21 protein-coding genes are annotated in these 23,616 nt (G+C 39.2%); 14 read left to right on the top strand and 7 right to left on the bottom strand.

The window, feature by feature from the left end:
* Window positions 1-130: 130 nt before the first annotated feature.
* Window positions 131-856, top strand: coding sequence for a phosphoadenosine phosphosulfate reductase (cysH, locus tag RMX69_RS02785; protein WP_069068674.1), 726 nt, complete (start codon window positions 131-133; stop codon window positions 854-856).
* Between the two features lie 138 nt (window positions 857-994).
* On the opposite strand, the gene RMX69_RS02780 is transcribed toward cysH, so the two are convergent.
* Genes RMX69_RS02780 through RMX69_RS02770 form a run of 3 tightly spaced genes read right to left on the bottom strand, consistent with a single transcriptional unit; the run spans window position 995 to window position 8,094 of the window.
* Window positions 995-2,095: a hypothetical protein gene (locus RMX69_RS02780; protein WP_289795206.1), complete on the bottom strand. Its 1,101-nt coding sequence runs from the start codon at window positions 2,093-2,095 to the stop codon at window positions 995-997.
* 20 nt (window positions 2,096-2,115) lie between these two features.
* Window positions 2,116-4,017: a trypsin-like peptidase domain-containing protein gene (locus RMX69_RS02775; RefSeq protein ID WP_322636462.1), complete on the bottom strand. Its 1,902-nt coding sequence runs from the start codon at window positions 4,015-4,017 to the stop codon at window positions 2,116-2,118.
* A gap of 57 nt (window positions 4,018-4,074) precedes the next feature.
* Complete coding sequence (locus RMX69_RS02770; RefSeq protein WP_322636461.1) at window positions 4,075-8,094, bottom strand: AAA domain-containing protein; 4,020 nt, start codon at window positions 8,092-8,094, stop codon at window positions 4,075-4,077.
* Window positions 8,095-8,333: 239 nt separating this feature from the next.
* Here RMX69_RS02770 and RMX69_RS02765 point away from each other — a divergent pair, with 239 nt between their 5' ends.
* The 8 genes from RMX69_RS02765 to pstB all read left to right on the top strand — a co-directional run bounded on the left by RMX69_RS02765 (window position 8,334) and on the right by pstB (window position 16,242).
* Window positions 8,334-9,587 (top strand): exonuclease SbcCD subunit D, encoded by a 1,254-nt coding sequence (locus RMX69_RS02765; protein ID WP_322636460.1) that lies wholly within the window; start codon window positions 8,334-8,336, stop codon window positions 9,585-9,587.
* Window positions 9,588-10,003: 416 nt separating this feature from the next.
* Entirely contained in the window at window positions 10,004-10,285 is a 282-nt protein-coding gene (locus RMX69_RS02760) for a hypothetical protein (protein ID WP_322636459.1), read from the top strand.
* Between the two features lie 15 nt (window positions 10,286-10,300).
* Window positions 10,301-10,693, top strand: a complete 393-nt coding sequence (locus RMX69_RS02755) for a type II toxin-antitoxin system VapC family toxin (protein WP_322636458.1) — start codon at window positions 10,301-10,303, stop codon at window positions 10,691-10,693.
* Window positions 10,694-11,247: 554 nt separating this feature from the next.
* On the top strand, window positions 11,248-12,405 hold the full coding sequence (locus RMX69_RS02750) for a sulfate ABC transporter substrate-binding protein (protein ID WP_322636457.1): 1,158 nt from the start codon (window positions 11,248-11,250) through the stop codon (window positions 12,403-12,405).
* Window positions 12,406-12,462: 57 nt separating this feature from the next.
* The gene (locus tag RMX69_RS02745) at window positions 12,463-13,464 is read left to right on the top strand and encodes a PstS family phosphate ABC transporter substrate-binding protein (protein WP_322636456.1); all 1,002 of its coding nucleotides are present in this window, start codon (window positions 12,463-12,465) and stop codon (window positions 13,462-13,464) included.
* A 51-nt stretch (window positions 13,465-13,515) separates the two neighbouring features.
* A complete protein-coding gene (pstC, locus tag RMX69_RS02740) occupies window positions 13,516-14,457 on the top strand; it encodes a phosphate ABC transporter permease subunit PstC (protein WP_322636455.1) in 942 nt (313 codons plus the stop codon).
* A 6-nt stretch (window positions 14,458-14,463) separates the two neighbouring features.
* Window positions 14,464-15,363, top strand: coding sequence for a phosphate ABC transporter permease PstA (pstA, locus tag RMX69_RS02735; RefSeq protein ID WP_322636454.1), 900 nt, complete (start codon window positions 14,464-14,466; stop codon window positions 15,361-15,363).
* A gap of 51 nt (window positions 15,364-15,414) precedes the next feature.
* Window positions 15,415-16,242 (top strand): phosphate ABC transporter ATP-binding protein PstB, encoded by an 828-nt coding sequence (gene pstB, locus RMX69_RS02730; RefSeq protein ID WP_289795197.1) that lies wholly within the window; start codon window positions 15,415-15,417, stop codon window positions 16,240-16,242.
* Between the two features lie 283 nt (window positions 16,243-16,525).
* Here pstB and RMX69_RS02725 read toward each other — a convergent pair whose 3' ends face one another.
* Complete coding sequence (locus RMX69_RS02725) at window positions 16,526-16,672, bottom strand: UPF0175 family protein (RefSeq protein ID WP_289799886.1); 147 nt, start codon at window positions 16,670-16,672, stop codon at window positions 16,526-16,528.
* 505 nt (window positions 16,673-17,177) lie between these two features.
* Here RMX69_RS02725 and RMX69_RS02720 point away from each other — a divergent pair.
* Both RMX69_RS02720 and RMX69_RS02715 read left to right on the top strand, forming a co-directional pair.
* The gene (locus RMX69_RS02720; RefSeq protein WP_289795195.1) at window positions 17,178-17,603 is read left to right on the top strand and encodes a hypothetical protein; all 426 of its coding nucleotides are present in this window, start codon (window positions 17,178-17,180) and stop codon (window positions 17,601-17,603) included.
* Window positions 17,604-17,686: 83 nt separating this feature from the next.
* Complete coding sequence (locus RMX69_RS02715; protein WP_322636453.1) at window positions 17,687-19,807, top strand: single-stranded-DNA-specific exonuclease RecJ; 2,121 nt, start codon at window positions 17,687-17,689, stop codon at window positions 19,805-19,807.
* A 78-nt stretch (window positions 19,808-19,885) separates the two neighbouring features.
* On the opposite strand, the gene psb30 is transcribed toward RMX69_RS02715, so the two are convergent.
* Window positions 19,886-20,020: a photosystem II reaction center protein Ycf12/Psb30 gene (psb30, locus tag RMX69_RS02710; RefSeq protein WP_199784655.1), complete on the bottom strand. Its 135-nt coding sequence runs from the start codon at window positions 20,018-20,020 to the stop codon at window positions 19,886-19,888.
* Between the two features lie 227 nt (window positions 20,021-20,247).
* Here psb30 and RMX69_RS02705 point away from each other — a divergent pair, with 227 nt between their 5' ends.
* From RMX69_RS02705 to RMX69_RS02695, 3 genes are all read left to right on the top strand, one after another.
* Complete coding sequence (locus RMX69_RS02705) at window positions 20,248-20,598, top strand: YkgJ family cysteine cluster protein (RefSeq protein WP_104907911.1); 351 nt, start codon at window positions 20,248-20,250, stop codon at window positions 20,596-20,598.
* A 162-nt stretch (window positions 20,599-20,760) separates the two neighbouring features.
* A complete protein-coding gene (locus tag RMX69_RS02700) occupies window positions 20,761-21,189 on the top strand; it encodes a TMEM165/GDT1 family protein (protein ID WP_322636452.1) in 429 nt (142 codons plus the stop codon).
* A 114-nt stretch (window positions 21,190-21,303) separates the two neighbouring features.
* Window positions 21,304-21,606: a TMEM165/GDT1 family protein gene (locus RMX69_RS02695; RefSeq protein ID WP_104907910.1), complete on the top strand. Its 303-nt coding sequence runs from the start codon at window positions 21,304-21,306 to the stop codon at window positions 21,604-21,606.
* Window positions 21,607-21,640: 34 nt separating this feature from the next.
* Here the strand turns inward: RMX69_RS02695 and RMX69_RS02690 are convergent, their stop codons facing one another.
* Both RMX69_RS02690 and RMX69_RS02685 read right to left on the bottom strand, forming a co-directional pair.
* Window positions 21,641-22,033 (bottom strand): phytochelatin synthase family protein, encoded by a 393-nt coding sequence (locus tag RMX69_RS02690; RefSeq protein WP_322636547.1) that lies wholly within the window; start codon window positions 22,031-22,033, stop codon window positions 21,641-21,643.
* 212 nt (window positions 22,034-22,245) lie between these two features.
* On the bottom strand, window positions 22,246-23,172 hold the full coding sequence (locus tag RMX69_RS02685) for a cobalamin-binding protein (protein WP_322636451.1): 927 nt from the start codon (window positions 23,170-23,172) through the stop codon (window positions 22,246-22,248).
* Window positions 23,173-23,616: the final 444 nt, after the last annotated feature.

Raw genomic sequence — 23,616 nt, 5'->3', positions numbered from 1 at the left:
CCCATTCTCCAGTTCCAAAACGTAGTAATTTCCGAACAGAATAAATACCTGAACTCCGAGCGGAATACGTGCCTTGATGGGATAAAATAAATCTTAATCAAGGTAAAAATATTTTGAATAGAAGATTATCATGACAGCATCCACGGAATCTAGAAACCAAGCGATCGCTTTTGACCTAGAAAAATTAAATGAGCAATTTGAAACTGCCACTCCCAAAGAGATACTGGCATGGTCTATAGAAAATATCCCAACGGGACTGGTGCAAACAAGCGCCTTTAACGTGGATGACATGATAATTACCCATATTCTTTACAGTGAACTGAAGCATCCCGTTCCTGTGATCTTCCTCGACACCTTGCACCACTTCCCTGAAAGCCTAGAATTAGTAGCCAAAGCTATACAAATCTACAACCTGGATTTGCAAACTTTCAAAACTCCAGATGTAGACACCCGCGAAGCCTTTGAAGCCAAATACGGCGACAAACTCTGGGACAAGGATATTGCCAAATTCCACCACATTACAAAAATTGAACCACTACTACGGGGTCTGGACGAACTCAACAGCGTCGCTTGGATTACCGGACGCCGCCGTGACCAAGCAGTAACCCGTGCGAATATGCCCATATTTGAATTTGATGGTAAAGGTCGGCTGAAAGTAAATCCTATAGCTACCTGGACACGCAAAGAAAGCTGGCTTTACGTGGCTGAACACGGAGTTGTCTACAACCCCCTCCACGACCAAGGTTATCCCAGTATCGGCGACCAACCCATCACCACCAAAGTAGCCGAAGGCGAAGACGAACGCGCCGGACGCTGGCGGGGAAGTGATAAAACAGAATGCGGAATCCACATTTAAGCATAAGTGGGGGGTAGAGATTAGGGAGTGGGGAATATAAGAAAAGAAAAATTTCCCCAAACTCTCCCCTTCTCTGCTTACTCTGCACCTCTGCGGTTGGTTGTATAACAGCGTTACACAACAAATTTAAAGACTAGTTTATTGACCATTTTGCTGGAAAAGCTGCTCTAGAGAAGCTAATTCAGCTTCTGTCGCTGCGTCAAGCGGTGGTAAAGCTCGCTGCATAATTGAGTGAAGCGATCGCTTTTGCACTTTTGCACCCTGTAAGCCCAACTCCTGCAAAAAAACTTTAATTTTCCCTATCATCTGCTGACGGTCAGCTTTAGTAATATCAGAACTGCGGTAAATTTCAGTTTGAATAGCTGGTAATATAAATTTTTTAACCTTTTCATATTCCCCTGATAAAACAGCATCTTGGGCTTTAGCAACTAACTCTTTTATGGTTGTTAATGACTCCCAATCTTGCTGTTTGCGCTTTTCTATACGAAATAACATATAGCTGTAACCTTTGAAAGGCTTACTATCACGGACAAATACTTTAGTACTTCCAGGAGAGCCAAGCCGGAGGTTATCATTGACGACGCAAAGATTTTCACTGCTAATTTCGTGTTCCTCCGCTAAAATTACGGCAAAATACCCCTCTCTGAAGAAGTTACTACTACCACCATCAGCATCAGAAAAAGTTTGTTGATAACCTAACTCTAATCGGCGTTCTCCAATATCGAGTAAATCTTCAATTCCGCGATATACCGGTTCTGCTAAATTCAAAACACTTGAGAGTTGAGGTACAGGTAACAATTTGGCAAATCTTCCCATTGTTTCGATAAATTTGCCGATGGAGTCACTCGCAGCCATGCTGAATAAACCAGCTTGAAACTCTACTAAACCTTGATTAAATGGAAACAGAGGAGTAAGAGGATATCTGTCTTGAATGACTTTATCCAAATTGTTGCTTCCCAAATCTTTTAATTGACCGGGCGCAGCTAAATAAGGAATAGTTACTAACTTAGAGTCGTAATGGAAACGGACAGCAGCATGAACAACAGGATACCGTTGTTTGAACCAGTCTACATCTTTAGCTATATTCATATCCTCTAGCCAGATACGACAATAGGCATCACCTGCACGAATAGGTGTATCATCGCAGTCTATATCAACTCGATGTTTTGGCAGGAAAAGAGTTGTATATTTTTTAGCCTCTCGGCTGAAAGTATCAGATAAATTCTGGAAAAAGCTCATGAAATTATTCCTCTGTTACATCAACCTAGATGCGGTGAAATCTGATTCCAAATAGCACGAATGGGAATACCTCCCATTGAACCTAGAGTCACGGTACGTCCTATACCGGGATTTCCTTGATGAATTGCAATCAATTCCCATTGGCGATTAAAAATTGGTGCGCCAGAGGAACCGTCATCAGTTTTCACATTATGGTCAATGTAATCTTCTCCTACTTGCGTAATTTGCCCAAAGTCGGAAATTATCACTGGGTTTCCTTGGGGATGATGGATAATACGAATATCTTGACCGCTATCTAATATAGATGTTTCATTAATAAAAATGGCTTTTTGTTGTTGAGGATTATTTTTGATTTTGACTAAAGCGTAGTCAGGGCGATTATGATAGATGATAAAAGCCATATCTAGTTCAAAGAAATTATTGTCTAACTTACGGCTGTCAGCATTGTAGTTAAAACGTACCCAAGCTTGTCTAACTTGAGTTTTGCTAAAAATGTGATTGCAGGTTAGTAATAAATTTCTACCTATCAATACTCCTGTCCCAATACCCATTCCTTTGGGTGATTCGATTCTGCAAACAGTATTACAAGCCTTTAAAGCGTTGAGATTTTCCTGACCTCGTACAACTAATTTAGTGAATAATTCTATATCTTGGTCTTCAAACTCATAACTTTCTTTTCTATTTAGTAGATACTGTAACAATTTCACCATTGGGTGATGATCTATTCGCTGATTAGAGACTTTATAATCTTTAAATTTTGCTACTACTCTGTTGCTGAATTCTACAGGATTGTTAATAAAAACTAGAGGTCTAATAAACGAATCTTCAACACCTGATGAGCTAAATACGCTTCTCCAACTACTTGCATTATCAAACTTTGTAGCAAAGAATTTTTCTAGACTATACTCTAAACATACAACATCATTTTGCTCTAAAAATATTTCCGGCTTCATGACGTTCTCATTTGTCAGAATTAAACTATAGTTTTCAGTTGTAAATAACGAATTTTCAAAAGATTGAGTAGCTGGGACAGAAAATGAATCAGCTATAGGTTCTGATGTTTGTTGCTGAAATCTCTCATCTAATTTTAGATTAGATGTTTGAACGTTTTTGCTTAAAATTGGGGTTAGAATTATAGAATCTGTATTAACCTGGATATAAGTGGACTGATGAAATCTATCCTTCAAAAGTTGAATAAATTCTTGTATAGAATAACTTGGGTTAGAGCGGTATTGTCTTAATGCTTTTTCTATCGGTTTGACAACATTTACATAAAGATTATAAATATATTCACGTCGTGCAGTCTTTGTATTCTCTATCTGCTCTGAATAGAAACTGTACCATTGCCAAAGTGAGCGAAACTGATTGGTGTTTGAGACTGATATTCCTGTTTCTCTAAAAATCTCTATTTTAAACCAAACTTCTTGATATAGCTTTCTGTAATTCTCATCATTATACTGAATTAAAGAAATAGTATTACTTTCAGTAGCTACCTCTATCATGATTTCTTGTAGCTTTTCTATTTTGGCTTTTAATTCCTCAATTTGTGTTGGTTCTAACTCATTATTTAAGACTTCTGGTGAGGTAACTTTGACATAATTTTTGCATAAAGCAATATAAATTTGATTGCAGAAATTTTGATAAAGGTTATGAATATAACCTCCCCGGAAAGCAGATTTACTTAACTTAGATTTCCAATGCCTATACCAGTCCCATAGTGAGTGAAAATTGTTTGGATTTTGTATAGAAAATCCTTGGTATTGAAGGTCTTCTATTTGTGATGTTATTTCTTGATAAAGTTCAGTGTACTCGTCTTCTTTATCCTGAATTCGATACTCTTGGGAATTAGTAGCAACTGCAATCATTATCGATTGCAGTTTTTGAATATTTGTTAATAATTCTTCAAGTTTTGTTAATTGCATACAAAAATTACAGGATGCTGCCAATGTCATCTTGAAAGACTACACTAGCACCTTTGTCTATTCCTGATTCAGTAAATGTTTTATGTGTTCCACTAGTAGCTTGATCTGACTGTCTCTATTCCAATACCACTCGCTAGACCAAATTCTGTAAATGTTCCAACCTAAGCCTTTCAGAATTTCGTGGCGAAGGCGATCGCGCTCCCGTGCTGTAGGATATTTATGATAAATAGTTCCATCACAAACAATACCCAACAAAAACTCTTCTGTTTCTTGTCGTCGTTCATCTATTACTGCTAAGTCTATGGGATAGGCTGAACGACCTACCCGTTTTTTCACCCTGTATCCTTGCTGTGTTAGAGCTTGATATACATCCTCTTCAAAAAGAAAATCATATTCGGAAAAATTATTATCAAAGTGCGTTTCTAATTTTTCACCACCCTTTTCAGCAAATTCAAAATATTTTTGTATCAGCCTCACTTCCTCATTATCCGAATCAAAATTTATTGCTTTAATAGAAGCTACTAAAACAAACTTGCTTTTTGCACGAGTTACTGCTACATTTAAGCGTCGCCTTCCTCCTGAATTAGTAAGAGGCCCAAATTTATGGATTAGCTTCTGGCTGTTTTCATAAAACCCAAACCCAAAGCTAAAAATAATTATTTCTCGCTGGTCTCCTTGAACTCTTTCTAGTGGTTTAATAAAGAAATTACGCGAGTCTTCTTGACACAATTCTTGAATGCTTGGATAGTCTGAACTAAGTTGCTGTAGTTTGTCTCGAATCATTTCTTCTTGAGATTCATTTAACGTAATAATTCCCAAAGAAAGTTCAGAAAGATCCTTATGTTCTCGACAATGTTCTAGACAATGCTGTATTGTCAGTTCTGCTACTTTTTGTGCTTCGCGGATATTATATTTTCCATTATCACCGGGGGTGTAGATTCCATCTGAAACGTACTCAAAATGAACGCCTAGATTAGGATTTTTTGCTGGATTTGGGAAAGTCAAAAGCTCTAAATCATAAAAGTTTTGGTTTGAGAAGGCAATTAAACTCTCGTGTTTACTGCGATAGTGCCATTTCAGCGTAAATTTATCTGGGAGTGACCAAGATTCATCGAGCAAGCTGTCATATATTTCTTGCTCCTCATCTTCACCACCTGAAGCATTGCTTTTAAAGAAATAAGTTGGCGGTAGTTGCTTTCTGTCACCAACAACTATTACCTGCTTTGCTCGCATAATTGAAGGTACTGCATCTTCGGTACAAACTTGGGAAGCTTCATCGAAAATTACTACATCGAACTCTACAGCTTGCGGTTCTATATATTGACTAACAGCAAGCGGACTCATTAGCCAAAAAGGTTTTAAGGTAGTCACAAGTTTAGAAGCTTCTTTGATGAATTGACGGATTTTTTTATGCCCTTTTTTTAATGTGTTTTGTTGTTCGAGTAATTGTATTTGCTTCCTTGCTTCTGGTTGTACAGACCACTTTTGCCAGCGTTCAGCGTGGAGTTGTCTCAAACGCTGTATTGCTACTTGATATTGTTCATTATCAAGCTGAGAAAATTCTTCTAATTTCTGCTCATGCCTTTTTTGGTTAAAATTCCGCAATTCAGTACTATCTAAGATGTATCCCAACCAGTCCTTATAAATACCTTGTTGTAGAACTAAAAACCAAAAAATTGGTTGAATATTAGACTCTCTTAGTTTTAATAAAAAATCTTTAGCTCCAATATTTTCTAGTTTCTTTACTAGCTGTTCGCAGTCTAACCATTTCTGGAACCAATCTAGCTCTTTTTGGGCTTTATTAAGGAAATTTTCTACTTCATATAAAGGTTTTCTTTCTAATTCACCAGGTTTTGCCATTGGTTCCTGGTGAAAATGTTGTTTGAGGAATTCAAAGCCTTCTGTTATCAAGTTTCGTGAAATCTGTAAATTTGTTAATAAAGTCCTAAGTTCTTGCAAATTTTCAGATGAAGAGATAACTATTGCAACTTCCTTTGAAGGCAGTGAATGACTTTGTAGACTTTTCAACCAATTCAATGCTTGCTCAATAGCATCTAAGTCTGGCATTTGAGCTTCAAAGAATGAACCAAACGCTCGATGATATTGATGTGTAGTATCTTTTAATTTATTCCAAGTTTCACGTTGCCGAATTGCATTATCAATATCTTTAATTAATTCTTGGTCAGTCACTCTATTTTTTACTTTTTGGAGGCTAATAAGGCTTCTGCGAGTAGGTAAATAACCACATTTTAACCAGCGAAAAATACCTTTATAATTCTGAAAGCGTTCTTTAAATTCCGTCAATTCTGGTAAATTCCAGCTTAAAAACTCATTGATGTATTTATTACTAAAATCTGAGCCTATACGTTGAAGTTCACCAATATCATCTTTAAGTTCATCAAAGTTTTGTTGCAAAGTATTTAATATCGTTCCTCGCAACCAATTCTTAGGAAAACGTGGAGGTACTTCAATAAGATGAGCTATCGCTAGCTGAAGCTTGTCTAAACCTAATAAAGTGTTAGCAGGTTCTATTTTTAATAAGTGCCGCAAACGAGTAGTAGTTATTGTGGCAAGCTGAATTCCTTGTCGCAAGTCGTCAATATTCTGGCGTAAGTCACTGCTAACATCAGAATTCCATCTCCTTATGGGACTACTTGACCATATAGTTTTCTGTCTTCCTCGAAAAAATGGCTCAAATTGTCCCAGGTCATTCAGTAAATCTTTAGCTTCCAACAATAATCTTTTTTCTGACCAATCTTTAAGATTATAGGTATTAAATTCGAGTGTCGTATTTAACTCTCGTTCCAGTTTGAGTAATTCACCATAAAGTTCAAAAGCAGATTTGTTTATTGGCTGGTGTTTATGATGCAAACTTGCAGTGTAACTATTGAGGCTTTGCTGACAGTTACGCAATTGTTGAAAGAATATATCTCGCTTTCCCTGTTGTAACTCAGTTTCATTTCTTTGTGACAAACGAATTTTAGTTTGATTTAGTTCTTTTACAAACTCTTTGGTCTTAGTTGTACCTTTATGGTGTAGGTTTAAACATAAGTCTTCAAGGCTAGGCTCAGAATCTCGTCGTAGTGTCTTGTATACGGCATCTAAGGCAGTCTCCTTTTCTGCAACTAGCAGAACTGTTTTGTTTTTGCCTATTAGTTCGGCAATTATGTTGGCAATCGTTTGGCTTTTTCCTGTCCCTGGAGGCCCCTGGACTACAAAACTAAGCCCTGCCTTTGCAGCTTCAATTACTACTTGCTGGCTAGAATCAGCATTACATATCTGATATATCAATTCAGGATTGATTGTATCCAGTTCTTTATCTGTGATAGTTTTAATATCACTACGATTTTCTTGTGCTTCTTGTAGAGCAAGCCCTTGCAGAACCGGGTGATTGGCGATGAGTTCCTGATTTTGTTCGAGATCCTTAACCATCGCTGTTTTGACAGACTCAAATAAGGTAATATAAGCAGTCTCTTCTAGTTGCCAATCCTGCTTTTCGCCTATAGCAGTACGCACTGCATTTATAAATCCTTCATAGCCCAAATTTTGAAGTGTTTCAGTTTCAGGCAACGTGATATTAAATTCGTCACGTAGCTTGTTTACTAAAAGGAAGTTAATGGAAATATCCTCATCAGTAGAGCATAGTGTATATTCTGGTGGTTTCTTACCTTTCTTTTGTAATTCCACTGGAATGAGCAACAGAGGAGATACTAACTTATCCTTCTCCTTTTTTTCTTGAGGCTTTGCAGTATCAAACCAGGTCAAAGTACCAAGGACTAGGAACAGGCTAATAAAACCCTTTTCTTCTATTGTTTTTTTTGCTTCTCTACGCAGTTTATCTAGATGCTTGATGAGGTCAGCTTCAGTTTGGTTAGTTCTCAACTCCTTAAAGGAAATTGATTCAGATTCATATCCAGCGAGGTTGTCAAATAAGATTAAAGATGATGTAACAACCTCAATTTTTGGCTTTTTGCTCTTTCGGAAGTCAAGTAGTGGATTACTGTTACTTGAACCAGCAAGTGTATCCCTCCAATCATTGATTTTTCGTTGAATTACAGGATCTATGCCGTTACTCATTGACTTCCGATTGCTAGCAGTTAATCAAAACAAACTTTTTTCTAATACTTTATATTTTAAGTAAAATCCCTTAGAAAGTGTATATTGTTTGTACAAACTTCATATAGTAGTGCAATAACCTATACCAAAACATCAAAGAACACGCAAACAACTGACCCGTAATTGCTAAGTTTGAGACATTTAGAGAGTTTTCAATAGCTATTTGTCATTAATATGTAGACAAAGAACAAAGGACAAATATGATTAAAATCCTCCATCTTTCCGATATCCACATGGGAAGCGGCTTTTCCCACGGACGAATTAATCCGGCAACTGGATTAAACACACGATTGGAGGATTTTGTCAATACATTATCTTTGTGTATTGACCGAGCGCTGACAGATGCAGTCGATATGGTGATATTTGGTGGCGATGCTTTCCCGGATGCTACACCACCACCTTATGTACAACATGCTTTTGCCAACCAGTTTCGCCGTCTTATGGATGCCAATATTCCAACAGTGCTGTTGGTAGGCAACCATGACCAACATTCCCAAGGACAGGGAGGGGCGAGTTTAAATATTTATCGCACTTTGGGAGTGCCAGGGTTTGTTGTTGGTGATACATTAACTACTCACTGTATTGAAACCCGTAATGGCAAAGTGCAAGTAATTACTCTGCCTTGGCTGACTCGTTCCACACTGATGACTCGCCAAGAGACTGAAGGTTTATCTTTAGCGGAAGTAAACCAACTATTAACAGAACGTCTGCGAGTTGTTTTAGAAGGGGAAGTTCGCCGTCTTGACCCCGATGTGCCTACTATTCTTTTGGCTCACTTGATGGCTGACAATGCAACCTTGGGCGCAGAACGCTTTTTGGCAGTAGGTAAAGGCTTTACTCTACCCCTATCTTTGCTGACACGACCTTGTTTTGATTATGTAGCGTTGGGACACGTCCACCGCCATCAAAATTTGAATAAATCTAACAACCCGCCGGTGATTTATCCAGGGAGTATTGAGCGGGTAGATTTTAGCGAAGAAAAAGAAGACAAAGGCTATGTAATGCTGGAACTGGAGCGGGGAAGCGCTGAATGGGAATTTTGTCCCTTAACAGTTCGGACTTTCCAAACTATTGAGGTGGATATCTCGAAAGCAGATGATCCGCAAGCGGTGTTAATGAAAGCGATCGCCAAGTATGATATTGAAGATGCTGTAGTGCGGCTAATTTACAAACTCCGCTCTGAACAGATGGATTTAATTGACAGTTCCTCTCTACATACTGCTTTAAGTCCCGCTCACACCTACACCATTCAAGCAGAATTAGTGAGTCAATTAGCCAGACCCCGAATTCCTGAATTGAGTGCGAGTAGCAGCATCGACCCAATGGAAGCGTTAAAAACTTACTTGAACAACCGCGAAGACCTCAAAGATATTGCAACATCAATGATGGATGCAGCGCAGAAGTTACTAGCAGATGAAGTGGAAGTTTGGCTGGAAGCAGCAAATAATTCGTAATTCGTAATACTTCTCTACGAGAGGCTGCGCCCGAAGCGTAGCTATGCCGCAGGCTTTACGACTACGCGGTAGTTGAGCGCAGTCGAAACTCAGTACAAGTTCGTAATTCGTAATTAACAATTCTTATGGAATTGCCACGGGAAGCGAGTTTATTTTCGTCAAATTAGTGACAGGAAATCCACCGCATTATGCTTTATCAAAGGGTTTTTTGATGCTGAACCCTGGAAATGAATTGTACCACGTGCTACGTATATTGAAGGGTCTGACTCAGTTGGTGAGTACTTAAATCTTATCGCCTGATTATCTGTTCTACCAGGAGAGTCAATATCTGACAACCAGCCGCTACATCAGTTAGCATTAAGTGATGAGAAAATGTCTGAGATTTGAATAGTAGTGATTACAGGAGTAAGTATAAAATGAAGATTAGGGGAATAAAACGCGGTCAAACTATTGAATTATTAGAGCAAATTCACAGTATTCCTGATGGAGCAGAAATAATCGTTAATCTAGAGCTTACTTCTACTAAATCTGTCGTAGCAAAACTAGACTTGACAGATGAAGAAAGGCTTGCAAAATTGAATAAATTATTTGGAGTTTGGCAAGACCAACCAGAGTTGATAGATATATTTGCTGAAATTGACCAGCAACGTCATCCTTACCAAGGAAGGGTGATAGACTCAATAGATAAAAATAGATAAATAGAAGAAAGGCTAATGTATCTTCTAGATACTAACATTTGTATTGCATTGCTTAATGGCAATACCAAAGCAGTACCTATATTTAATCGCTATTTCAGCCAATGCTATCTATCTACAATAGTAGTTTCAGAACTTTACAAAGGTGTTTACTGTTCTAAACAAGTTGAAAAAAATTTAGAAACACTAGCACAACTAACTGAACTATTACCCATTGAGCCATTTGATATAGATGCTGCAAGAGAATTTGGTAAAATTCAAAGTGAATTGAGGCAAATTGGTAGACCAACAGGAGAAGTAGATGCACTAATTGCTGCCGTTGTCCGCTCTCGTAATGATATTTTGGTTACGAACAATATCAAGGATTTTGAAAATATACTTGATTTGCAATTAGAGAACTGGTTAGAGTAGCAAAAAATCTGTATGAGTATTTCTACAATTAAGCGATCGCTTGATTATATATTCTCACCGGATGTGCGATCGCTCTTTCAATAATGAGAAAATATACTATCTATAAATTTAGGGAAGTTCATGATGAAGCGAGAATTTAATGTAATTCTCGAACGAGATGCAGATGGCTACTTTGTTGCTTCCGTCCCAAATTTTCATAATATCGTAATGAGCGCGATCACTAGATATGATTTTCAAAATGCTTTAATGCGACTACTTTGTTTTACAAACACCTTTACGGCTAAAAAAAGTCGAGTTTTCACTCCTGTTTTGTATTAAAAATCACATATTTTTGAGCAAATATTATGTATACATCTGGATTGTTTTGCTTGCCAGCAGAAAAACCCGTTTTTTGAAATACCTTGGTAAATCAGATTTATTTACTACTTTTGATCGTAAATTGCTCACTTAGTCAAAAAAATTTAATCCAGATGATAAATATTATTCTATATACCCTATAATTCTCATAATCACGGTATCCATGTAGAAATACCGTAGATTTAGGGGTGATTCTGATGAGCAAGTCGCAACAACCGACACAATTAAGTAAATTCCTCAGTGAGGAGATACAGGCTTATGCAATGAAAGCCTTGCGGAATATACAAATATCGTATCAACATACAATCAGAAGTTGGTTGGATGGACGCAGTATCCAAAGCTTTGTGAGTCTGTTTTTAATAAGTATTTTTTTGAGTATAGCAGTTGCCTCCTGTTCTGGAAGCAGTTCAGCTAGCAAAAATGATGTTAAGTTAAAACTCGCTTCTTTCTCCGTCACCAAAGCTGCACATGACCAGATAATTCCCAAATTTGTCGAAAGCTGGAAGAAAGAACACAACCAAAACGTCACGATTGAGGCGACTTATGGGGGTTCTGGCGCTCAAGCGGCTACAGTCATTGACGGTTCGCAAGAAGCAGATATAGTACATTTGGCACTTCCCCTAGATGTGATCAAAATTCAGCAAGCCGATTTGATTAAGTCAGGTTGGGAAACCAGATATCCGAGAAATGGTATTGTCAGTAAATCTGTAGCTGCGATCGTTACTCGTGAAGGTAATCCCAAAAATATTCAGACTTGGGCAGACTTGGCAAAAGATGGCGTGAAAATAATTGCAGCTAACCCAAAAACTTCTGGTATTGCTATCTGGGAATTCTTAGCTTTTTGGAGTTCTGTGAGTTTAACAGGTGGTGACGAAACCGCAGCATTAGATTATGTCACCAAAGTTTATAAGAACATCCCGGTATTGACGAAAGATGCCCGTGAAGCTAGCGATTCATTCTTCAAAAAAGGCGAGGGAGATGTCTTAATTAACTACGAAAATGAGGTGATTTTGGCGCAAATAGGTGGATTAAAACTGCCTTATGTTGTACCTCAAGTTAATATTTCCATCGATAATCCTGTGGCTCTAGTTGATAAAAACGTTGATAAACACGGTACAAGAGAAGTTGCACAAGCATTTGTCAATTTTCTTTACTCCACAGAAGCTCAACGGGAATTTGCTAAATTACAGTATCGTCCTGTTAACCCCACTGTCACTCAAGAAATAGCGTCAAAACAGCCGCCAATTAAAACTTTATTTACCTCTCAAGATTTAGGTGGTTGGGAGCTTATCCAGAAAAAGTTTTTTGAAGATGGGGCAATTTTTGACAAAGTTCAAGCTGCTAGCAAAGCATAAACTTTACTTTTTTAAGCAGCATTATTTGTATAGTCACTTTATCTCAATTGATAATTTATGAGCTTTCATCGCAGATTTAAAGATAGCTTTTTCTTCACATCTTTAATGGTTCTTGCCAGTAGCACCACTGCTTGTAACGGTGGACAAGAATTGAAAAGTCAAGTGAGTATTGATGGTGCAGCCGTGGGTTTTCCTATTTCTTTAGCAGTTGCAGAAGAATACCAGAAGGTGAAATCTGACGCGAAAGTTAGTGTTGCTTCCAGTGGTACTGGTGGCGGTTTCAGTAAATTTTGTAATGGCGATATTGATGTTGTTGGTGCTTCTCGTACCATCAGAAATGAAGAAATTAAAAAATGTAAAAGTAAGAACATTGAATTTGTGGAGTTACCGATAGGTTTAGACGGCGTAGCTGTAATTGCAAATCGTAAAAACGATTTTGCTAAATGTCTAACCATTAAGGAAATGAACACAATTTGGAGTGCTAAATCAGACGGCAAAATCTTGACTTGGGATCAAGTTAATCCTAAATTTCCTAAGCTACCACTGAAGCTTTATGCTCCGGCTTCTGATACGGGAACTTTTGATTATTTAACTCAAGCCGTTACTGGTAAAGCCAAGAATGGGCGCACTGACTACACTCCTAGCCATAATCAAAACCTGCTAGTGCAAGGTGTTTCTGGAGATGAATCAGCATTGGCTTATGTAGGGATATCTTACTACATTCAAAACCAGGAAAAGCTCAATTTAGTTGCTATCGAAAATCTCAAAGGAGAATGCAAAAAACCAGTTCCGTTGGATAATGTCCTCAAAAATACCTACACACCTTTGTCTCGTCCCCTGTTTATATATGTCAGTAAGATATCTTTAGATAACAAACCAGCAGTCAAAGAATTTGTAGATTTTTATCTAGAAAATTCTTGGAAGTGGGTAGATGGTGCTGGATATGTAGCACTACCTGATGAAGCTTACGTCAAGGTAAAACAAAAATTTGCTGCTGGTGAAACTGGGACAAAATTTCAAAAAGCCAAACCAGGTGAACCAATTACAAACTTTCTTTAGACAAATACCCATTCAGATGTAACTTGATTTGTAGTCACAACCTCACTGTTTATGCAAAATTCAACTTCTCAAGACGATCCTTATTTATTACCCAGACAATCACTAGACAAAGATATATCTGAAGATATATCAGAAAGGATTGTGGGAACGATTTTATTTGCTTGTGCTTTAGTTTCTATTTTGACTACCTTTGGTATTGTCATAATTATTTTTCAGGAGACATTTGGTTTTTTCCAAGAAGTTTCTTTTGCTCAATTCTTTCTTGATACTAAATGGACACCTCTATTTGCAGAGAGGCATTTTGGCATTTGGCCTTTAATTAATGGCACTTTCTTGACTACAGCTATTGCTATGTCAGTGGCGATTCCTTTGGGTTTATGTTCTGCCATTTATTTGAGTGAATATGCTCAACCCAAAGTAGCAGCAGTTTTACGCCCAGCCGTGGAACTTTTAGCAGGAATTCCAACTGTAGTATATGGTTACTTTGCACTATTGTTTCTGACACCATTGCTGCGGCATATTATCCCTTTAGAAATATTCAATTCCTTGAGTGCGGGGGTAATGATGGGAATCATGATTACTCCCACCGTTGGCTCTATTAGCTTAGATGCTATTAAATCAGTTCCGCGTTCTTTGCGCGAAGGAGCTTATGCTTTAGGTATCACTAAACTAGAAACTATTTTTAAAGTAGTTTTACCAGCCGCACTTTCGGGGATTATCGCTTCGATTATTTTGGGTATTTCTCGCGCTGTGGGTGAAACCATGACTGTCCTCATCGCCGCTGGACTACAGCCGAAGCTGACTATTAGCTTTGCAGAATCAATCGCAACGATGACTGCTTATATGGCACAAATTTCTGGCGGAGATAGTCCGCGTGGAAGTCTCAATTTCAAGACTTTATATGCTGTAGGTGCGGTTTTGTTTTTGATTACCCTATCTTTGAATATTGTTAGTTACTGGATTGCTAATCGTTATAAGGAAAAATACGAGTAATAAAATATGGCTACTAGTTATCAAGAAAATGATTCCTTTGCATCTGGGGCAGAATTTACTGATAATGTTGACAAAAGGGAGAGTTTAGGAAAAGTATTTGAAGTAATTTTTCTATTTGGTTTGATGATTGGGATATTTGTCCTAGCTTTGCTCCTTTTCGATATTTTGGGAGACGGATTAGGTAGATTTTTATCCCCAGGATTTCTCACAGATACCCCTTCTCGTTTTCCTGACCAAGGTGGTATTCGTCCTGCTATTGTTAGCAGCATTTTGTTGGGACTTGTTGTGATTTTTGTAACTGTCCCAATTGGTGTAGGAGCAGCTTTATATCTCGAAGAGTATGCACCCAAAGCTTGGTGGACAGCGATTATTGAGATTAATATCAGTAATCTGGCGGGTGTACCTTCTATCGTCTATGGGTTGCTGGGTTTAGGAGTTTTTAATTATTTGCTTGGGTTTGGCCCTGCTTTGATTTCTGGTGCATTGACTTTATCTTTGCTGTCTTTACCAGTAATTATTGTCACCTCTAGAGAAGCAATTCGCGCCGTACCGGATTCTTTGAGAAATGCTTCTTACGGCTTAGGTGTCACCAAATGGAAAACTATTAGCAGTCATGTTTTACCTTATGCTGTTCCTGGTATTTTGACAGGGGTGATTATCTCTGTATCTCGTGCTATTGGTGATGCAGCATCTCTAATTGTTGTCGGTGCTGTAGGTTTTCTTACTTTTGACCCTGGTTTGTTCCAGAGATTTATGGCATTACCCATTCAAATTTACAGTTATATCACTCGTCCTGAACCGGGTTTTGCTAGTGCAGCAGCAGCAACAATTATTGCGTTGTTACTCTTGATTTTAGCTTTAAATGGCGTAGCAATTTATATCCGACAACGCTTCTCAATCCGTTAGATAATTAAATATCTAATTTAATACATTCACAGATATTAGGAGATACGAAAAATGACTTATAGCAATAGTAGAAGTCAATCAGATAGTGCCACAATAGACAAAGATAATTCTGTATTTAATGTTGAAGGTGTGAAAGTCTATTATGGAGGATTTCTAGCACTTATAGATGTCTACCTAAAAATTCCTGATAAACAAATTATTGCTTTTATTGGCCCTTCAGGATGCGGTAAAAGTACCTTATTGCGTTGCTTCAACCGGATGAATGATTTAATCCCTGGAGCTAAGGTAGAGGGTAGACTGAATTATCGCGATCGCAATATCTATGATCCTAAGATAAATTCGGTCAAATTACGCCGCCAAATCGGAATGGTTTTTCAAAGACCGAATCCTTTCCCCAAGTCAATATACGAAAATATTGCCTTTGCTCCCCTTGCTAACGGTTACAAAGGTAACGTTGATGAATTGGTGGAAGATTCCCTCAGACGCGCTGCTATTTGGGATGAAGTCAAAGACAAACTCAAAGAGAAGGGAACTGCATTATCTGGCGGACAACAGCAACGACTTTGCATTGCGCGTGCGATCGCCATGAAGCCAGATGTATTATTAATGGATGAGCCATGTTCTGCTCTCGACCCAATTTCTAGCCGCCAAGTAGAAGAACTCTGCTTAGAACTTAAGGAGCAATACACCATCATCATGGTGACACACAATATGCAGCAAGCTTCTAGAGTCGCAGATTTCACAGCTTTCTTCAATACGGAAATTGACGAGTATGGCAAACGTCGCGGCAAATTAGTTGAGTTTAATCCGACAGCGCAAATGTTCAGTTCTCCTCAAACCAAAGAAGCTGAAGATTATATCAGTGGACGGTTTGGTTAAAGAGCCTGTTCTAAGTATTTAGGATAATAGACAACCTTGTACAATAAAGTAAAACTTTGTACAGGGTTTTGTTTTGTGATACCAGACTCACTAAAATAGCGATCGCACTACAGACTCAATCCATAATGCATAGGAGAGTCACTCTATGCTGCATAACACTCAAAAAATTTTGTTTGAGTTTTATGTGGGAAGTAATATTCGCTGATAAAGTTGGGGTAAAAGTTCCAGTTGCGCGATAATTGCCAAGGAAATGAGGGGGCTGCTATCGGCAACGATAACAGAGTTAATCATCGCGCAATTCGTCGGCGATTTGGTCATCATCTAAGTTGATAACAGGGATTTGCAAACGTCCTAGTTCGTACATGAACTGCGGTTTGTTCATGCTGCAAAAGGCGGCGGCTTTACCAAGCGATACAGCGCTTCCCGCTATTATATAATACAGTTTTTATCCTTGCTCCTCTCCTAGCATAGCTTTCAGGTTTTAAAATGTACCTCATAGCTGCCGGAAGTGCTGGAGTCTGCGTAGCTCAAATAGTTTGACTGCGAGCAAAAATGTGAGTTCTGCTTCTAACGCTTGGGGTGATTTACCGGAGGTAATAAGTAATATCATGTCCGCCAAATTACCCATAATAAAATAACCCCTCCCCGCCTGCGGGGAGGGGAGACAAAGCACAGCTTTGGCGGAGTGGGGTTCTTCGGGTTTAATAAGCAATCAAGCGGACATGATATAAGTCATCGGGATAATGAAGGGATAGGATGTGCATGATTCACTTCTATGTTTCTGATTCCTAATTCTGTCTTGATTATGGCTTACACCAGTCCAACTTTGTGATGGGCTGATGTTGCTTTGCATTAGCTTAATTCTGGAAAATATGCTGAGGCTTAATAGTCCGAAGTCGAAGTAATATTTAGGATTAGTACTTATACTGTGTATTATGTTTAAACTTTTGTCCTTGGCTTTAGTTACAGCTACCATTCTAGTTGCATCAATCAATAATCCCAGTGCTACATTAGCTCGAACTTGTGCTTCTAAGTGTGGGTCGCACCCAATTCAATTTACACCTGGGCAACATATCCGAGTTGAAGTTGTAAATAGCACACCTAATCTGATTAAAATTCAAAAACCCTCCGGGACTGATGCAATATCCTTGAGTCCAGGGCAGAAATTAAATTTAGGACAAATAGAAGGTACAGAACCAAATACATCTTTGATATTTTGGAGCGAAAAAGGTTTATCACTACAAGCAATTGTCTCTAAACTTAACTTTGGTACATTGCGACTCGAACTCCGTCCGACTTGGCGCTCTCCGGGCGATCGCTCGTTGTATATTATGGATGATGGTAAGATAAACGTGTTTTAACAGACAAGTTAGGAGTTAGGAGTTATGAGTTAAGAAATAACTTTTAATTCAAAACTCCTAACTTTTAACTCCTAACTTTTATTGTGCTAGACCGACCTGTATCTGAACTATCAAAGCCTCGCCGACGCTTACCCGATCAGCGCTGGCAGATTTATCCGCAAAAACCAGAATTTGCCCAAAATCTGGCGGTTTTGACAAATATTTCACCCATTGTTAGCCAGTTGTTGATTAATCGTGGTTTGGAAACACCAGAACAGGTACAAGAATTTTTAGATCCAGAGTCTTTAGTTTTGCCTTCGCCTTTGGAAGATTTCCCAGATTTAGCGATTAGTTTAGAGTTGTTGGAAAATGCGATCGCTTCTCAAACAAAAATTGCGATTTGTGGTGACTACGATGCTGATGGAATGACCAGCACTGCTCTACTTTTGCGTAGTCTCCGCACTTTAGGCGCACAAGTAGATTATGCTATCCCCAGCCGGATGCACGAAGGTTACGGTATTAATAAACGCATAGTTGAAGAATTTCACAGCGAAGGTGTGGGGCTAATTCTGACTGTAGATAATGGTATCTCTGCGTTTGAACCAGTTGCTAGGGCTAGAGAACTTGGTGTTGCAGTAATCATCACCGATCACCACGATGTACCCCAAAAACTACCGCCAGCTAACGCTATCCTCAACCCCAAACTAATAGCTGAATCCTCACCTTATCGGGGTGTTGCTGGTGTTGGTGTTGCCTACATCTTGGCAGTTTCTCTAGCACAACAGTTAGGCCAAACTAAGGGCTTAATCCAGCCAATGCTAGCATTATTTACACTGGGAACGATCGCAGATTTAGCCCCTTTAACTGGTGTAAATCGCCGTTGGGTGAAACGTGGTTTACAGCATTTACCCAAATCCAACTTAGCTGGGATACAGGCGTTGATTCAGGTAGGTGGTGTGCAGGCGAGAGATGAGGGAGCAGGGGAGCAGGGGAGCAAGGGAGCAGAGGAGAAAAGCTCCAATCCAAAATCCAAAATCCAAAATCCAAAATCGCTAAAGCCTGAAGATATCGGGTTTCGCTTGGGGCCGCGAATTAATGCTATCGGTCGGATTGGTAATCCCCAGACTGTGATTGAATTGCTGACTACAGATGATATGGGAGTAGCGCTGGAAAGAGCAATGCAGTGCGAACAAATCAACGCTTCTCGTCAGGAAATGTGTCAGCAAATTGAACAAGAAGCGATCGCTTATGTGGAGGCAGAATTTGTTACATCTCTACAAAAAGACCGTGTATTAATTGTTGTTCAACCTAATTGGCATCACGGCGTTATTGGGATTGTCGCCTCCCGCTTGGTGGAACGCTACGGTGTTCCTGTATTTATCGGGACTTATGAAGATGAGGAACATATACGCGGTTCAGCACGCTCAATTCCAGAGTTTCATGTATTTGAAGCTTTGGAATATTGTCACGATTTACTAGGGAAATTTGGTGGACACAAAGCAGCCGGTGGGTTCTCTTTACCAGCAGAGAATTTACAGGTGTTGCGATCGCGTTTGATTGAGTTTGCTAATCAGTGTCTTGAACCCCAACATCTCAAGCCTCTGTTGAAAATTGATGCCGAAGTCAATCTCAATCATCTTAATCAACAGCTTTATCAACAGCTTAATGCTCTACATCCCTGCGGTATGGACAACCCCGATCCAGTTTTTTGGACACCTAATGTCCAAGTGGTTGAGCAAAAAATCGTCGGGAAGGGTCATATTAAACTGACAATTGCCCAAACTATTGATAATCAGGAGTATCAAATAAAAGCGATCGCTTGGCGTTGGGGCGACTACTTCCGCTTACCATCGCGTGTGGATATCGCTTACAAATTGCGAGAAAATTACTTTAACGGTAACACCAGCATTGAGCTAGAGTTAATCGGAGTCAGATTGCCAATTCAGATTCAACAATTTTTTGCTTCGCCACTTCTCCAGTCAAGTACCACCTTTGAGTACAACCAGCGACAATATACTTGTGGTTTCTATAAAAACGGTATTGAAGCAGAATTAAGAATTAAAAATTCTGAAGGCAAAGTATTAGCCATGCACCCAGGACAGATGATTGGTTTACTGGGCACTAATCGTCAAAATGCCAAAGAAGTTGATATTTCTCGACCACAGTATGACAATATTATTCAAGCTGCCCTTCAGGCGTTATCAGTACTGAGTGCTGAGTTATGAGTTATGAGTTATGAATTCTTAATTAACTTCTCACTCCTAACTCTTAACTGTTAACTCCTTAGTCAGCACTCAGCACTACTATAGGTTGCCGTTGCGAAATGCCAGCAAAAAGATTACCACTGGCCCAGCAATTACAATTAGTGCCACGGATAGCAATTGGAAAATAACTTCCCAATTGATACTGGTAAAAGCGTTAAACAAAGAGTCAAACATTTTTCCTTTTCTCCTCCCAATAGTCTTAAAAAATTCAATAACTTAATTAGAAAACCCGAAATCGATCATATATGGCTATGGCCTGTTAGATTTAATTTACTTAACAAAATTATAAGAAAAGATATAAAAACGTAAAATAGGGGGATTGGGATTAGGGGAGAGGTGACAGGGAATAATCTGTACCCTATTCCCTGTCCCCTATTCCCTTCTTCAATCCCTAATCCAAAATGTCAACTTGGCAATGTGTAAAGCAATGTGGAGCCTGCTGTAATCTCGACCCAGCAGAGCGTCCAGACTTGGAAGAGTATCTCTCACCACCAGAACTAGAACTCTACCTCAGCATGGTAGGCGAAGGGGGATGGTGCGTTAATTTCGACCATACCACGCGAGAATGTCGCATCTACCCTAATCGTCCGCGCTTCTGCCGTGTGGAATCAGAAGTGTTTCAAGATATGTATGGGGTTGAACCAGAAGAAGTCAACGATTTTGCTATTGACTGCTGTCGCCAGCAAATAGAGGGAGTATACGGCGATCGCAGTTTAGAAATATTACGCTTCGACAAAGCTGTTGGCCTTTGACCAAAAAGCAGGGGAGCAGAGGAGAAGTTGTAGTAAGTCTTTCCCCTCTGCCTCTTCTTTGACACCCAACCCTCCTTTTTTTGTGTGGGGTTGCAATTTATGACAAAAATCTGAGAAAATGATAGAAATATGAAAAGCCCCTAGCAACCCAAACTACTGCTTGTGAAACTTGACTCTGTACCTTTGGAGATTTCTGGCATATCTCACACTGAGATCGAGCTAGAACTGAAAGATAGCAATGATATTAACTTAACTCCCGTGATCGCTCCCTTGGTTCAGCCTGTAATTGCCGATAGTCCTCAAAAGCAGCAATCAGCGCTAGTAGTTTTTGGTACGACTTTTGTAACCATTTTTCTAGCAGAAATTGGAGATAAGACTCAGCTATCGACTTTGTTAATGAGCGCACAATCTCATTCGCCGTGGGTGGTATTTATCGGCTCGGCGGCGGCGCTAATAACCACCAGCTTATTAGGTGTGCTTTTAGGTAGTTGGATAGCCAGCCGACTCAGCCCAAAAACGGTAGAAAAATCAGCCGGCGTGATGTTGTTAGTAATTTCTATAATGCTGTTTTGGGATGTATTCCAAGGTTAGTTAAAAGTTAGGAGTTAGGAGTTAGAAGTTACTAGTTAAGAATTAGGAATTAAAAGTTAGTAGTTATTCTCCCTCATCTCCCCCTGCTCCCTATTCCCCATTTCCCCTAAATATATGGATTGGCATTTATTAGGACTTAGCTTTATTACAGTTTTTTTATCAGAATTGGGTGACAAAAGTCAGCTAGCAGCGATCGCACTTTCAGGACGTTCTAATTCTCCACGTGCAGTATTTTTTGGTGCAGCAGGGGCATTGCTGTTGACAAGCCTGTTGGGATCGTTAGCAGGGGGTGCAGTAGCCGAATTATTACCTACACGTGTTTTAAAAGCGATCGCGGCTGTAGGATTTGCCATTCTTGCTGCACGCCTGCTGTTATTTAACAATGAACCATCGGTAGATTCTGAGCAAACACCGTAACTGACGTTAGTAATCCCAGTATTCCTTAAGGAGTTTATTCAGAATGGAGAGCGTTCAAGGCGATTTCTGCTGGATGAACCACCCCATTACCTGCTAGATTGACTTTCTCCTTCCTACGAAGCACAATCATGCCACGAGAGCGATTCGATGAAGAATCCTTATCTACGCAAGCGGCATATATGCGCCCAATTGGGCATTTCCAAAACTGGGTATATCGTTTGGGATTTGTATCTGCAATGGTGATTTCTTGAGTTTCCGGTTCATAGTCTGCCAATAAGGAGAAGTGACCACCTTCTAAGCTTGGATTTTCATGAGCAATACGGGTATTGAAGTTAAGAATGTGGACATCATTCTCATCACAAACGGCAGCTTCAACTTCACGTGTGAATGCTTCGAGCGTCATACTGGGTTTATCAAAATGCTCCACCCGAATGGACACAGGTATTTCTTTTCTTTCAATATAAGTTCGACAGGTATCATAAGTTTCTGCTAACTAGCCCTTTCAAGGTGACAAAGGAAGATACGATGTTCCAGTGCTACCACCTTGAATCCTCCGCCCAGATTTGGGGATTTTTGAAGGTCGAAATAACCACTCTTCGTTCCAAATTTCACCACCTTGAAAAGGCTAATCTAGTTAAGTTACAAAACTTCCCAAGCAGTTCCTTTGTAGCCGTATTGAAAAATTTCTGGATGCAAAATTTCTGCCAAAATTTCTAGAGAATCTACCAGTCGCGGCCCTGGACGATTAAAGTAAGAATTGCCGTCAGTAATGTAGACTCTACCAGCCTTGGTAGCATGTAGTTTTTCCCATTCTGGACGTTGAGTTAATAAATTGGCTTCTTTGCGAGTGCGGTTTAAATCAAAGCCACAAGGCATAAAAACAATTACATCGGGATTAGTTGTTAATAGTGTTTCCCACGGCAAGACCGGAGAAGGCTGACCTGTAGCGCAAAATAAAGACTGTCCTCCTGCTAAGTTAACTAATTCAGGAATCCAATTAGCGGCGACCATCAAAGGATCAGTCCACTCGATACAGGCGACAGTAGGCAGTTCATCTAAAGAAAGTCCTTGGATTTTTTGCTGACAAATTTTGACGCGAGCTTCTAAATTTTCTAAGACTTTTACCGAGTCTACATCAAAGATATTGCCGACTCGCTCAATGTCAGCCCAAACATCCGTGAGAATATTGGGTTGTAAAGAAATAATCTGAGGTTTACTGTCAATCAGTGTAGCAACTGCCTTTTCAACATCATGTAAGCTAACAGCACAAACATCGCACTGGTCTTGAGTGAGAATATGGGTAGGCTGCAATTTCTCTAAAACATCTGTTTTGATTTCATAAATACTAAGAGCAGATTGCAATAAATTATTCACTTCGTCGTGAATTTGGCTGCTGGAGGCATCACTATTTAAACGTGCTTGGGTACAAATGGGGCGATTGAGGATTTCTGGAGGGTAATCACATTCGTGCGATCGCCCCACAATAGCATTAACCAACCCTAGTGTCGCTAAAATCTCTGTTCCACCGGGAATCAGGGAAACAATTCTTACATCACTATCTTTCATCGCTCCACCTCCGCAAATGCTTGCCGTTACCTTTAGTTTGGCAGAATTTGAGCCATTAGGTATCTTTCTCTAGGAGAATCAAGGGTATTTTGCTAGTCAGTACTAAGCAAGAAATTGTACTGGAGATTGGGTATTGGGAAGAATCTTTACCACTCCCCAGTTCCAAATTAAAAATACTATACTACTTATACTACTTGATAGTAGAATTACTTAATAGTGAAATTACTTCAAATGCTAATTATCCCCTGGCAAAAATTAATCGTATGAAGTAATAGAAATAATCAGCAAAATCTAGCTTATAACTAATTAGCCAGAATTATAAAATTTGATTAGAAAAATTATACTTTCCGGTTATGAAAAACCCTATCAAGTAATTGTAGTTATACAAAGACAGTTTTACTTTTTCCGTAGAACTGCAAGTCCAAATTATTTCTTCTTGAGGGC

The organism is Nostoc sp. EspVER01 (assembly GCF_034530635.1).
Classification (GTDB): Bacteria; Cyanobacteriota; Cyanobacteriia; order Cyanobacteriales; family Nostocaceae; genus Nostoc.
The sequence above is the reverse complement of the archived record's forward strand: the minus strand, read 5'-3'. Positions and strand labels throughout refer to the sequence as shown.

What these genes read in the sequence shown, in the direction of transcription:
- cysH (WP_069068674.1), top strand. Translation starts at nt 131, where the DNA reads ATGACAGCATCCACGGAATCTAGAAACCAAGCGATCGCTTTTGACCTA.
- RMX69_RS02780 (WP_289795206.1), bottom strand. Translation starts at nt 2,095, where the DNA reads ATGAGCTTTTTCCAGAATTTATCTGATACTTTCAGCCGAGAGGCTAAA.
- RMX69_RS02775 (WP_322636462.1), bottom strand. Translation starts at nt 4,017, where the DNA reads ATGCAATTAACAAAACTTGAAGAATTATTAACAAATATTCAAAAACTG.
- RMX69_RS02770 (WP_322636461.1), bottom strand. Translation starts at nt 8,094, where the DNA reads ATGAGTAACGGCATAGATCCTGTAATTCAACGAAAAATCAATGATTGG.
- RMX69_RS02765 (WP_322636460.1), top strand. Translation starts at nt 8,334, where the DNA reads ATGATTAAAATCCTCCATCTTTCCGATATCCACATGGGAAGCGGCTTT.
- RMX69_RS02760 (WP_322636459.1), top strand. Translation starts at nt 10,004, where the DNA reads ATGAAGATTAGGGGAATAAAACGCGGTCAAACTATTGAATTATTAGAG.
- RMX69_RS02755 (WP_322636458.1), top strand. Translation starts at nt 10,301, where the DNA reads ATGTATCTTCTAGATACTAACATTTGTATTGCATTGCTTAATGGCAAT.
- RMX69_RS02750 (WP_322636457.1), top strand. Translation starts at nt 11,248, where the DNA reads ATGAGCAAGTCGCAACAACCGACACAATTAAGTAAATTCCTCAGTGAG.
- RMX69_RS02745 (WP_322636456.1), top strand. Translation starts at nt 12,463, where the DNA reads ATGAGCTTTCATCGCAGATTTAAAGATAGCTTTTTCTTCACATCTTTA.
- pstC (WP_322636455.1), top strand. Translation starts at nt 13,516, where the DNA reads ATGCAAAATTCAACTTCTCAAGACGATCCTTATTTATTACCCAGACAA.
- pstA (WP_322636454.1), top strand. Translation starts at nt 14,464, where the DNA reads ATGGCTACTAGTTATCAAGAAAATGATTCCTTTGCATCTGGGGCAGAA.
- pstB (WP_289795197.1), top strand. Translation starts at nt 15,415, where the DNA reads ATGACTTATAGCAATAGTAGAAGTCAATCAGATAGTGCCACAATAGAC.
- RMX69_RS02720 (WP_289795195.1), top strand. Translation starts at nt 17,178, where the DNA reads ATGTTTAAACTTTTGTCCTTGGCTTTAGTTACAGCTACCATTCTAGTT.
- psb30 (WP_199784655.1), bottom strand. Translation starts at nt 20,020, where the DNA reads ATGTTTGACTCTTTGTTTAACGCTTTTACCAGTATCAATTGGGAAGTT.
- RMX69_RS02705 (WP_104907911.1), top strand. Translation starts at nt 20,248, where the DNA reads ATGTCAACTTGGCAATGTGTAAAGCAATGTGGAGCCTGCTGTAATCTC.
- RMX69_RS02695 (WP_104907910.1), top strand. Translation starts at nt 21,304, where the DNA reads ATGGATTGGCATTTATTAGGACTTAGCTTTATTACAGTTTTTTTATCA.
- RMX69_RS02685 (WP_322636451.1), bottom strand. Translation starts at nt 23,172, where the DNA reads ATGAAAGATAGTGATGTAAGAATTGTTTCCCTGATTCCCGGTGGAACA.